This is a genomic window from Roseomonas nitratireducens, from assembly GCF_017813355.1.
GTDB lineage: Bacteria > Pseudomonadota > Alphaproteobacteria > Acetobacterales > Acetobacteraceae > Neoroseomonas > Neoroseomonas nitratireducens.
Map to the genome: position 1 here is coordinate 20,975 of NZ_JAGIYZ010000034.1, position 10,316 is coordinate 31,290.

General features: G+C 68.0%; 13 protein-coding genes and 1 pseudogene. 11 read left to right on the forward strand and 3 right to left on the reverse strand.

Annotation, left to right across the window (positions count from 1 at the left end; translation table 11 throughout):
• Positions 1 to 18: 18 nt before the first annotated feature.
• Complete coding sequence (locus tag J5Y09_RS22455; protein WP_209354094.1) at positions 19 to 999, forward strand: lysine-2,3-aminomutase-like protein; 981 nt, start codon at positions 19 to 21, stop codon at positions 997 to 999.
• Positions 1,000 to 1,089: 90 nt separating this feature from the next.
• Here the strand turns inward: J5Y09_RS22455 and J5Y09_RS22460 are convergent, their stop codons facing one another.
• The gene (locus tag J5Y09_RS22460; protein ID WP_209354095.1) at positions 1,090 to 1,647 is read right to left on the reverse strand and encodes a transposase; all 558 of its coding nucleotides are present in this window, start codon (positions 1,645 to 1,647) and stop codon (positions 1,090 to 1,092) included.
• A 427-nt stretch (positions 1,648 to 2,074) separates the two neighbouring features.
• Between J5Y09_RS22460 and J5Y09_RS22465 the strand changes: the two genes are divergently transcribed.
• The 5 genes from J5Y09_RS22465 to efp all read left to right on the forward strand — a co-directional run bounded on the left by J5Y09_RS22465 (position 2,075) and on the right by efp (position 5,239).
• Positions 2,075 to 2,344, forward strand: coding sequence for a type II toxin-antitoxin system Phd/YefM family antitoxin (locus J5Y09_RS22465; RefSeq protein WP_209354096.1), 270 nt, complete (start codon positions 2,075 to 2,077; stop codon positions 2,342 to 2,344).
• Positions 2,341 to 2,763: a type II toxin-antitoxin system VapC family toxin gene (locus J5Y09_RS22470; protein WP_209354097.1), complete on the forward strand. Its 423-nt coding sequence runs from the start codon at positions 2,341 to 2,343 to the stop codon at positions 2,761 to 2,763. Before J5Y09_RS22465 ends, J5Y09_RS22470 begins: the two co-directional genes overlap by 4 nt.
• Before the next feature lie 48 nt (positions 2,764 to 2,811).
• A complete protein-coding gene (locus tag J5Y09_RS22475) occupies positions 2,812 to 3,480 on the forward strand; it encodes a hypothetical protein (protein ID WP_209354098.1) in 669 nt (222 codons plus the stop codon).
• A 1-nt stretch (position 3,481) separates the two neighbouring features.
• On the forward strand, positions 3,482 to 4,525 hold the full coding sequence (locus J5Y09_RS22480) for a DUF262 domain-containing protein (RefSeq protein WP_209354099.1): 1,044 nt from the start codon (positions 3,482 to 3,484) through the stop codon (positions 4,523 to 4,525).
• Positions 4,526 to 4,672: 147 nt separating this feature from the next.
• Positions 4,673 to 5,239: an elongation factor P gene (gene efp, locus J5Y09_RS22485; protein ID WP_209354100.1), complete on the forward strand. Its 567-nt coding sequence runs from the start codon at positions 4,673 to 4,675 to the stop codon at positions 5,237 to 5,239.
• A 22-nt stretch (positions 5,240 to 5,261) separates the two neighbouring features.
• Here efp and J5Y09_RS22490 read toward each other — a convergent pair whose 3' ends face one another.
• Both J5Y09_RS22490 and J5Y09_RS22495 read right to left on the reverse strand, forming a co-directional pair.
• A complete protein-coding gene (locus J5Y09_RS22490) occupies positions 5,262 to 5,723 on the reverse strand; it encodes an SgcJ/EcaC family oxidoreductase (protein ID WP_209354101.1) in 462 nt (153 codons plus the stop codon).
• A gap of 103 nt (positions 5,724 to 5,826) precedes the next feature.
• Positions 5,827 to 6,357, reverse strand: coding sequence for a hypothetical protein (locus tag J5Y09_RS22495; RefSeq protein ID WP_209354102.1), 531 nt, complete (start codon positions 6,355 to 6,357; stop codon positions 5,827 to 5,829).
• 164 nt (positions 6,358 to 6,521) lie between these two features.
• Between J5Y09_RS22495 and J5Y09_RS22500 the strand changes: the two genes are divergently transcribed.
• The 5 genes and pseudogenes from J5Y09_RS22500 to J5Y09_RS22520 all read left to right on the forward strand — a co-directional run.
• Positions 6,522 to 6,818: a hypothetical protein gene (locus J5Y09_RS22500; protein ID WP_209354103.1), complete on the forward strand. Its 297-nt coding sequence runs from the start codon at positions 6,522 to 6,524 to the stop codon at positions 6,816 to 6,818.
• 81 nt (positions 6,819 to 6,899) lie between these two features.
• Entirely contained in the window at positions 6,900 to 7,745 is an 846-nt protein-coding gene (locus J5Y09_RS22505) for an inositol monophosphatase family protein (RefSeq protein WP_209354104.1), read from the forward strand.
• Positions 7,746 to 7,747: 2 nt separating this feature from the next.
• The gene (locus J5Y09_RS22510; protein ID WP_209354105.1) at positions 7,748 to 8,269 is read left to right on the forward strand and encodes an OmpA family protein; all 522 of its coding nucleotides are present in this window, start codon (positions 7,748 to 7,750) and stop codon (positions 8,267 to 8,269) included.
• Positions 8,266 to 9,363, forward strand: a complete 1,098-nt coding sequence (locus J5Y09_RS22515) for a flagellar motor protein MotA (RefSeq protein ID WP_209354106.1) — start codon at positions 8,266 to 8,268, stop codon at positions 9,361 to 9,363. Before J5Y09_RS22510 ends, J5Y09_RS22515 begins: the two co-directional genes overlap by 4 nt.
• A 30-nt stretch (positions 9,364 to 9,393) precedes the next feature.
• Positions 9,394 to 10,316: pseudogene (locus J5Y09_RS22520) on the forward strand (peptidoglycan -binding protein); the annotation flags it as partial.

Sequence of the window (10,316 nt, forward strand, 5' to 3'; positions counted from 1 at the left end):
CCGGTAACCGCGCCGACCATGCCGGAGGCAGACACCAGGCGCCAGGGACGCACCCTCCGCGACGCGCGGGGGCTGGTCGCGGCCGGCCTTATCCCGCCCGCCGCCGAAGCGGCCGCCGCCCGCGTCGCCCGGCGCTTCGCCATCGCCGTGACCGACCACGTCGCCGGGCTGATCGACCGCGCCGACCCGGCCGACCCGATCGCCCGGCAATACATCCCCGACGCGGCGGAACTGACCACCGCCCCGCACGAGACGGACGACCCCACCGCCGACGGGCCCTTCACCCCGGTCAAGGGCGTGGTCCACCGGTACCCCGACCGCGCGCTGCTCAAGCCGCTGCTCGCCTGCCCGGTGTATTGCCGCTTCTGCTTCCGGCGAGAGGTCGTCGGCCCCGATGGCGGGCTGCTGACCGAGGCCGAGCTGGACGCCGCCATCGCCTGGTTCGAACGCACCCCCCAGGTGCGGGAGGCGATCCTGACCGGGGGCGACCCGCTCATCCTCTCCCCCCGCCGGCTCGGGGCCATCCTCGCGCGGCTCGCCGCCATTCCCCACATCGAGACGCTACGCATCCACAGCCGCGTGCCGGTGGCCGATCCGGGCCGGGTGGACGCGGCGCTGGTCGCGGCAATGGATGCCGGCAAGCCCGTGTTCGTCGCCGTCCACGCCAACCACGCCCGCGAATTCGTCCCCGAGGCGCGCGGCGCCCTCGCCCGGCTGGCCGGGGCGGGCATCCCGCTGCTCGGCCAGACCGTGCTGCTGCGCGGCGTGAACGACAGCGCGGAAGCGCTGGAAGACCTTTTCCGCGCCATGATCCGCAACCGGGTCACGCCCTACTACCTGCACGCGCTGGACGCGGCGCCGGGGACGGCGCACTTCCATGTGCCGGATGCCGAGGGCGTCGCGCTTGTCGGCGCGCTGCGGGGGAGGATGCCGGGGTTCGGCATTCCGACCTTCGTGCGGGAGAGACCGCAAGGTGGCGGGAAGCGGCCGGTGGGGTGACGCGGCGGGAGGGCGCCGCCCTCCCGCACCCACCCGCCAAAGGCCGAAAGGCCTTTGGGAACCGGGGGTCCGCCCTTCCTGACAGGGGGGTCACTTGAGGCGCCAGCGCCAGCGGGCACCGGCGGCCTTCGCGAACAGCCTCGCCAGCGTCGAGAAGGTGCCGGGGGCCTGGGCCCAGGGGTTCTCCAGCGCCTTCAAGGTCAGCCGCCTGGCGGTTTTGGACAAATTCAGGTCGGGCAGATAACGCCGTTCCGCCGGCAAGGCCGGATAGGGGCCGATGCGCTTGAGCAGCATGAGGCTGCCGATGCCGATCACCTTCGTGATGCGGCGATAGGCGCGGCAGATGCGCCAGGCGAGCTGCTTGAGAAGATTGTCATATCTGTCGCGGTTCGCGACCTCCCCCAACAGCAGGTCCATATGGCCGGACCGCGCCCAGCGGCGCAGCTGGCGGGACGCGGTGTCCGGCTTGCCGAATTCCGCCGGCAAGGCCTTCCACGGGCCCTTGGAACAGGCGACCCAGAAGATGGCATCCAGCGTGCGGCGCCGGTCCCGCGGGGGGCGACCGCGACGGCCCTCGGTGGCGGGGAGGAGCCGGTCGAGGATGGCGAACTCGGCATCGGTGAGGGGGCGGAAGGGGTGGGGGCGCATGGGGGATTTTGTATAGGAATTTTTTCTGTTTGTCGAGCACGATCAGGCATGACGGGTGGTCGTGGCCTTGGATGAGTGGCGGCGCGTATGTTTCGTGGGCAGAATATACAGCTCGCGGCGGCCAGACGCCCATCCGCCCCCTGAGACACGCATGCCGGGAGAGCCCGCGACCATGAGCCCGCCCAGGACCATCCCGCCCCTGACGACCGACGCCGAGGCCGAGGCCTTCCTCGCGCAGGACCTCTCGGGCCTCGATGTCTCGGCCTTCAGGCCCGCCCGGTTCGAGTTCGGCGGGGAGGGCGCGACGGCGAACCCGCGCATGCCTGCGGGTGTGACGGCGCCGCCCCCTCCCCCGCCGAATTCGGGTGCGGGAGGGCGCGCGATACCCTATATGACCACTCCAGATGACTGGTCAGGAGATATGGTCATGAGTGAGGTCCGCGAAGTGAACGCGACCGAGTTCAAGGCCAAGTGCCTCGACCTGCTGGACCAGGTGAACAGCGGCGCGATCGCGCGGCTGGAGGTCACGAAGCGGGGGAAGGTGGTCGCGGTGGTGACGAAGCCTGCGGCGCCGGCGGAAGGCGACCTGCACGGGTTCCTGCGCGGCAGCGTGATCGTCCCGCCGGGGCTCGACCTGACGGCGCCGACCGGCGGGGACGAGCCGACCGACGCGGAGCTGGGCATCCTGCACCGGTGAGCGCGGTCCTGCTCGACACCTGCGCGGTGCTGTGGCTGGCGCAGGGGGAGGCCATGGGCGAGGCCGGGCGCGCGGCGATCCGCGCGGCGGCGAAGGGCGACGGGGCCTATGTCTCGGCCGCGACGGCGTGGGAGATCGGGCAATTGTGCCGCCCGCGGGGACAGCGGCCGCCGCTGGTGCTGCTGCCTGACCCGGAGACCTGGATCGCGCGCGTCTTCGCCGCCCCCGGCCTGCGCGAGGCGCCGCTGACGCGGGAGATCATGTGGCGGGCGAGCGCCCTGCCCGGCGGGTTCCACGCCGACCCGGCGGATAGGTTCATCGTGGCGACGGCGCAGACGATGGGGGTGCCGGTGGTGACGCGGGACCGGGCAATCTTGGCGTATGCGGCGGAGGGGTTTGTGGGGGCGGTGGGGTGTTGAGGGACAGGGCAAGTTACTGGTGGGCACTTGGGCGATTAGCTTGCGGAAATGTTGCCGGACCGCTTGCTAGTGTGCCCTCCGGACGATACCGTTTTCAAAGTTTTATGCGCGCTTTCCGAACCGGAGCCGATGTTATCTACAAAGCTCGACGACCTGAAGACGGCGATCAAGACAAAGCCGGAAAGGCATGTCGTGTCCGAATTTATACTAGATAGGGTTCCACACGTATTTCAGGACAATCGTGCGCAATTTAGAATTTGGCGCGAACAATTATCCGAACTCATTGAGGTCGATTCTCGAAATATATGCATAATTGGAAGCGGGTGTGTCGGATACAGTCTAAGTCCGAACAAAAATTTTTCGGAATTCTCAAAAGATTCTGATATTGATGTAGCCATTATCTCCGATTTTTACTTTCATTTGGCCTGGCGTTCACTTCGGTCGGTCCGCGCCTCTGATGCTCGCACGCCAGCCGACGCGCAGGCGCTAAAATCACAGAAGCAGCTTTATCTTTTCTACGGCTGCATCGCCGCCGATCGTGTGCTACCGTTCTTGAGTTTTCGTCGCGACTGGACGATCGCGATGGCGAAAATGAGCGGGGTAAAGCCCACCGAAGCGCGTGAAGTAAAATTCAGGTTGTACCGAGACTACGACTCACTCCGTGATTATCAGGCTGAAGGCGTCCTAAAGCTCAAACACCAGCTTCTTGAGGCTTAGCATGCGCTCAAACTTTCTTGATCATGCAACATATACAGTTGCCTGGTTCAATAGTCGCTCCGCCGCAGGTGAGCTAGAGCTTCGCCCGCCGTTCCAACGCAATCCGGTTTGGACCGATAAACAGAAATCGTATCTCATTGATACGATTCTTCAGGGCTATCCCATTCCAGAAATCTATATGCAGGAATACAGCGACGCGACCGGAAATCAGACTTATGTCATTGTTGACGGACAACAGCGAATCCGTGCGTGCCTAGATTTTATTTCTGGAAGATATGCCTTGACTGCCGAAGAGGTGCCTGGCTTTGCGGGCCTTAGATTTGAAGAACTCTCTGAATCACAAAAGAAAACAATTTTTAATTACTCATTTGTTGTTAGAAAAATGCCAGAAGTGCCAGATCCCGAATTGCGAAGCATATTTCAAAGGCTAAATCGCAACGTTGTCGCTCTGAATAAACAGGAGCTTCGGCATGCAACTTATTGGGGTGAATTTCTAGAATCGATTGAATCTATAGCCGAGGATAACCGATGGGCTGACTTCGGTGTATTTACGCCAAATGATTTCCGAAGAATGTTAGACATTGAATTCATTAGCGAAATATCTATTGCTTATTTGCATGGACCACAAAACAAAAAAGAGTCGCTGGATCGCTGGTATTCGGCATACGAAGAAGAATTCGCTCGAAAAGACGAACTCAAAACAATGTTTAATGTTGTGATGACAGAATTACATTCGATGCATAATGTCATTCAAATCTCACGCTGGCGGAAGAAATCCGATTTTTACACTTTATTTTTAGTTTGCGCAGAAATGCAAAAGGAGCTGCCGCTAACGAAATCTGGGCGGCAAAATCTGCAAAAGGGCCTGATAAAGTTTGGAACTGCGGTAGATGATTATATAAAGGGCGCAAAGAACTCTGATGTACCGTCTCAGCTAATTGAAAAATATGCCAAAGCGGTATCGCGAGCTGCGTCAGATTTGAAGAGCCGACGCGAGCGCCGTGAAGCTTTGCTCGCTCACGTCGGTCCGGTGTTCCGGACTTAGCAACAGCGATCCTGTTAGAGGTCCGCGTCGTCGCTCATCGGTTGCGTCGCACGTGTGCGCCGACTAAACGCCTCGGGCTTTCGACAGTCAGGCGAACGCCTCAGCGTCGCGGTCGCCTGCGGAAATTTCTGATAGGACCCCGCCCCCATGGCAAAGATGCAAGCCAACCAAATGCGTGCCGGCATGGTCATCGAGTTCGAAGGGGCTCGCTACACCATCCTCAAGCAGAACATCATGATCCCCGGGAAGGGCGCGGCCGTCATCCAGGTGGAAATGCGCAACGTGAAGACCGGCGCCAAGAAGGACCAGCGCTGGCGCACGGCCGACACCGTCGAGCGCCTGACCACCGAGGACAAGGAATTCACCTACTCCTACGCCGATGACGACAACCTCGTCCTGATGGACCCGGAAAGCTTCGAGCAGACCGTGGTGTCCAAGGACATCCTCGGCGACCGCCTGCCCTTCCTGCAGGAAAACATGACCGTCAACGTCAAGCTCATCGAAGGCGAACCCGTCTCGATGGACCTGCCCGAGACCATCGTCCTCGAAGTCGTGGAAGCCGACCCGGTGGTGAAGGGGCAGACCGCCTCCTCCTCCTACAAGCCGGCGGTGATGTCGAACGGCGTGAAGGTCATGGTCCCCCCCTTCATCACGGCGGGGGAAAAGATCGTCGTGAAGACCGCCGACGGCACCTACTACGAACGCGCGAAGTAACGCGCCCGCCGGCCTCCCCGCTTCAGGGGGCGGCCGGCAGCCGGGACGAATGGTGGTCGGCGATCCGCCACAGCCCGTCCGCCCCGCGCAGGAAGGTCATGCTGAAGCGGGACGGGTCGGCGCTCGCCCGCCCATCCGCCATGCGGCGATGGAAGGTGTACAGCCCGGACGCGACGGCCACGCCCGGCGCGACCTCCCGCAGCGAATACTCCCCGAAGGTGACGGACGTCGCGGCCACGCCCGGCCGCGTCCGGCCGAAATATGCCGCGATCGCCGCGGTGCCGATGGTGCGCTCGCGACTCACGCTGCCCCACAGCGTCGCATCCGGCGTGTAGGTGGCCGCGACGGTCGGCCCGTCCATGCTGTCATAGGCCAGGCGCCAGGCATCGGGCGCGGCGGTCAGTTCCGCCGCCGGCCCCGCGGCATGGCCGGGCCCGGCCAGCAGGGCCAGGGACAGCAGGGCGGCGGCAAGGGTGCGGATCATCGGCGGGGCTTCCTCCGCCGGGGGGCTGCCCGGCGCCCGCGCAACCTGCCAGCGCCCGGCCGGGGCGGGCGTGCCGAACCGCACAGCCCGCCGGCGGCGCCGCTCAGCCGTTGTAGAGCATCGACAGCAGCTCGAAATGCTGCATCTCGCTGATCCAGCCATTGTGGCGCGCAAGGTCCACCGCCGGCCGCAGCAGGTTGTTGAACAGCGTCCGCTGCCCCGCCATGCCGGACTTGTTGGACGACGTCGCGTGCAGCGACAGGTTCATCTTGTCGATCAGGTCCTGCTTCAGCGCGGCGTAGAAATCCCCGCCCTGCATGTTGCCCGTCAGGATGGACCGGTATTCCTTCGCCAGGTTGCTGCTCTTGCTGCTGGTGGCGTAGCCGCCGCCATAGGACTGCCCGCTCGATGGCTGGTGCAGCGGGTAGATCAGCGGGAAGGCCGGCTTCATCTCGTAGGCGACGTTGGCGAAGGCGCCGGCATAGGTGGAATCGGGCGGGAAGTGGTCGATCTCCGTCTTGCTGACGTCCCAGCCCATGCCGGCGAGGACCTGGCAGACCTTCGCGTATTCGGCATCGAAGGCGTAGTTCGCCTTCCACCAGCCATAGCTGCCATGGGGATAGCTGCCCGACATCTTTTCCACCCTTGGTTGCGCGGCCCGAAGCCTCCCCCCGCCGCGCGGCGCGGTCAATCGCGCCGGGGGGGGGCCGTTCCGCCCCCGGCCCGCCCCTTTCCCCGCCCCTGCCCGGCGCGCATCCTGGGCCGCCCGCGACCGGCGGGCGGGATGAGGAAGCCATCATGCGCGCCACGCCGTTCCTGCTTGCCGCCCTCGGGCTCGCCGCCCTCGCCGCCCCGGCCCAGGCGGTCGTCTACTGCCAGTACGTCAACGTGCCCGCGGGCTGCGTCGCGCGCCCCGGCGTCGCGCTGCGCGCCGCCCCGGGCGTCGGCGCGCCGGGGGTGGGTGTCGCGCCCGGCGTGGGCGTGGGCGCCCCTGGCGTGGGCGTGGCCCCCGGCGTGGGCGCGCCCGGCCCGGGCGTGCGGCCCGGCACGCCGGCCAACCGCGGCGGGCCGGTGGACCGCGTCGGCCGCCGCTGACGCGTCGCGGGGGCTGGCCCGCGGGGCCGGCCTCGGCTACCCCTGCGCCGCTCTTTCAAACGCCGAAGGTTCCCCCCGCGCATGCCGCCTGTTTCCGCACGCCTTTCCCCCGCCATGCAGGTCGTCACCCAGGCCGTCCGCAAGGCCGGCCGCCGCCTGCTGCGCGACTTCGGAGAGGTCGAGCAGCTCCAGGTCAGCGTGAAGGGCCCTTCGGACTTCGTCTCCACGGCCGACCTGCGCGCCGAGCAGACGCTGAAGGAGGAGTTGTCCAAGGCCCGCCCCGGCTTCGCCTTCCTGATGGAGGAATCCGGCGCCTCGGGCGACGAATCCTGGGAATGGCGCTGGGTGGTCGACCCGCTGGACGGTACCACCAACTTCCTGCACGGCATCCCGCATTGGGCGATCTCGGTCGGCATCGAGAAGCGCATCGATGCCGACAAGACCGAGATCATGGCCGGCGTGGTCTACAACCCCGCCTCCGACGATCTGTTCTGGGCGGAAAAGGGCGTCGGCGCCTTCCTGAACGACCGGCGGCTGCGCGTGTCCGGCCGGCGGGAGATGAAGGACGCCGTCTTCGCCACCGGCATCCCCTTCGCCGGCGTTCCGCGCAAGGCGGAATTCTCCTCCATCCTCCATCGCATCATGCCGCAGGTCGCCGGCGTGCGGCGCTTCGGCGCGGCGGCGCTGGATCTCGCCTGGGTCGCGGCCGGCCGCTACGACGGCTTCTGGGAACTCGGCCTGAACAAGTGGGACATCGCCGCGGGGCTGATCATGGTGAAGGAAGCCGGCGGCTTCGCGACCGACCCCGATGGCGGCGACCCCTATGCGCAGGGCCATGTCGTCGCCGGCAACCCCATCCTGCAGCCCAAGCTGCGGGACGTGGTGGCCGAGGGCATCGCCGCCGTGAAGGCCCGCCCGGCGGGATGACGATGCGCCGCCGCGCCCTTCTCGCAGCCCTTCTCGCGCCCATCGCGGCGCGCGCGCAGGACGCGCCGGCGGAACTGCCCGAACCCGCGCCGGCGCCGCCCGCGCCGCCGCGCCTCGCGCCCACCGGCGCGCCAACCCAGGCCACCCCCGCCCCGGCCGGCCCGCCGCTGCCGCCGGGCATGGAGGCTTCCGCCGGCGGGGCGGTGCGCCTCGCGCTGTCCACCGACCGGCTGCCGCCCGAGATGGCGGAGGCGCTCGCCGCGCTGGGCGGCCGGCTGGCCACGCTGCCGGCCGGGCGCATCACGGTGGAAGCGCAGGTCTCGGGCCCGGCGAACGACGCCTCCCTCGCCCGCCGCGCCTCGCTCGCCCGTGCGCAGGCGGTCAAGGCCGCGCTGGTGGCGGGCGGGCTGGACGCGACTCGGATCGATCTGCGCCCGTTGGGCCGCATGGGCGCGGGCGCGGACCGGGTGGACGTGCTGCCGCCCGGCGTGGCAAGCCCGACAGCGGAGAGCCGGGGCCGATGACGCAGCCGATGGTCTATCTGTGGCGGATGGTGGGGTTCCTCGCCGCCGTCCTCCTCGTGACGGCGATGCTGTGGGGCGAACTGCGCGTCGCCTTCGAGGCGAACACCATCCTCAACAGCGTCATCCTCGGCGTGCTGCTGTTCGGCATCGTGTGGAACCTGCGCCAGGTGACGATGCTGCGGCACGAGGTCGCCTGGCTGGAGGGCTTCCGGTCCGTGCGCGGCAGCGGCGACGCGCCGGTGCAGCCGCGGCTGCTCGCGCCCATGGCCTCGATGCTGTCGGCGCGGCGGACGGAACGCGTCTCGCTCTCGGCCATCGCCATGCGCAGCGTGATGGACGGCATCCTCTCCCGCCTGGACGAGACGCGCGAGTTGTCGCGCTACATGACCGGGCTGCTGATCTTCCTCGGCCTGCTCGGCACCTTCTGGGGGCTGCTGCTGACGATCGGCGCGGTGGCCGACGTGATCGGCAACATGTCGGTCGGCTCGGGCGACCTGAACGCGCTGTTCAACCAGCTGAAGACCGGGCTCGCCCGGCCGCTGGAAGGCATGGGGATCGCCTTCTCCTCCTCCATGCTCGGCCTCGCCGGCGCGCTGGTGCTGGGCTTCATGGACCTCACCGCAGGCCAGGCGCAGAACCGCTTCACGAATGAGCTGGAGGAATGGCTCGCGGGGCTGACGCGCCTGTCCTCCGGCGTGCTGGGCCAGGAAGGGGATGGCAACATCCCGGCCTATGTGAACGCGCTGCTGGAACAGACGGCGGAGAACCTCGAAGGCCTCCAGGGCATCCTCGCGCGCGGGGAGGAAGGCCGCGCCGCGACGTCCCAGGCGCTGGCGACGCTGACCGAGCGCATGACGGTGCTGACCGAGCAGATGCGCGCCAACAACCAGCTGATGCTGCGCATCGCCGAATCCCAGGCGAACACCGGATCCGCCGAGGCGATCCGCGGCCACCTGCGCAACCTCGAGATCACGGTGACGCGGCTGCTGGAGGAGACGGCCGCCGGCCGCGCCCAGACCACCGCCGACATCAGGAATGAAATAAAAATCCTGACGCGGACCATCGCCGCGATCGCCGAGGAGCCGCCGCGGTGACGCGCCGCGCCGCGCCGGGGCGGCGCTGACATGGCCGGGCGTTCCGACCGGCGGCGCGGGCGCGGCGGGCTCGATGCCTGGCCGGGCTATGTGGATGCGCTCTCGACGCTCCTCATGGTCATCATCTTCGTGCTGCTGGTCTTCGTGCTGGCGCAGGGGTTCCTCTCCGCTGCGCTCAGCTCGCGCGACCGGGCGCTCGACCGGCTGAACCGGCAGGTCGCGGAACTGGCCGAGCTGCTGGCGCTGGAACGCGGCCAGGCGGAGGAGCTGCGCGGCGGCCTCGCCCGCGCCACCGCCGAGCTGACCACCGCGGCGGCCGCGCGCGACGCGGCGCTGCGCTCGCTCGGCCTGCTGCGGGAGGAACGCGACCGGCTGGCGACCGAGCGCGACACGGCGCGCACGGAATTGGAACGCCTCGCCGCGCGGCTCGCCGATGTCGGCCTCGGCACGCGCGGCGCGGCCGACCGCGTCGCGACGCTGGAACGGCAACTGGCCGAGGCGCTGGCCCGCGCCGAGGCCGCCGGCGGCGACGCCGCCCGCACCACCCGCGACCTGACCGAGACGCGCCGCGGCCTCGCCCGCACGGAGGCCGAGCGCGCCGCGCTGGAACGGCGCGCGAGCGAGGCGACCGCGCAACTCGAATCCGCGCGCCGCGACCTCGAGGCCCTGCGCGCCGAAGCCGCGAGCCTGAACCGCCAGGTCACCGCCGACCGCGCGACGATCGAGGCGCGGCTCGCCGACCTCGTCCGCCTGAACCGCCAGGTGGAGGCGCTGACCGCGCTGCGGGAGGAACTGGAACGCCAGGCGCAGGACGCGCTCGCCCGCGCCGGGCAGGAAGCGCGCGGCCGCCAGGCCGCCGAGGCCGCCGCCGCCGAGGCCGAGCGCCGCCGCGCCGCCGCCGAGGGCATGAGCGCCGCGGCGCTCGCCCGCGCCGGCGCCACGGAAGCCGAAGC

Coding starts and splice junctions, on each gene's coding strand:
- J5Y09_RS22455 (WP_209354094.1), top strand. CDS start 19: ATGCCGGAGGCAGACACCAGGCGCCAGGGACGCACCCTCCGCGACGCG.
- J5Y09_RS22460 (WP_209354095.1), bottom strand. CDS start 1,647: ATGCGCCCCCACCCCTTCCGCCCCCTCACCGATGCCGAGTTCGCCATC.
- J5Y09_RS22465 (WP_209354096.1), top strand. CDS start 2,075: ATGAGTGAGGTCCGCGAAGTGAACGCGACCGAGTTCAAGGCCAAGTGC.
- J5Y09_RS22475 (WP_209354098.1), top strand. CDS start 2,812: ATGTTGCCGGACCGCTTGCTAGTGTGCCCTCCGGACGATACCGTTTTC.
- J5Y09_RS22480 (WP_209354099.1), top strand. CDS start 3,482: ATGCGCTCAAACTTTCTTGATCATGCAACATATACAGTTGCCTGGTTC.
- efp (WP_209354100.1), top strand. CDS start 4,673: ATGGCAAAGATGCAAGCCAACCAAATGCGTGCCGGCATGGTCATCGAG.
- J5Y09_RS22490 (WP_209354101.1), bottom strand. CDS start 5,723: ATGATCCGCACCCTTGCCGCCGCCCTGCTGTCCCTGGCCCTGCTGGCC.
- J5Y09_RS22495 (WP_209354102.1), bottom strand. CDS start 6,357: ATGTCGGGCAGCTATCCCCATGGCAGCTATGGCTGGTGGAAGGCGAAC.
- J5Y09_RS22500 (WP_209354103.1), top strand. CDS start 6,522: ATGCGCGCCACGCCGTTCCTGCTTGCCGCCCTCGGGCTCGCCGCCCTC.
- J5Y09_RS22505 (WP_209354104.1), top strand. CDS start 6,900: ATGCCGCCTGTTTCCGCACGCCTTTCCCCCGCCATGCAGGTCGTCACC.
- J5Y09_RS22510 (WP_209354105.1), top strand. CDS start 7,748: ATGCGCCGCCGCGCCCTTCTCGCAGCCCTTCTCGCGCCCATCGCGGCG.
- J5Y09_RS22515 (WP_209354106.1), top strand. CDS start 8,266: ATGACGCAGCCGATGGTCTATCTGTGGCGGATGGTGGGGTTCCTCGCC.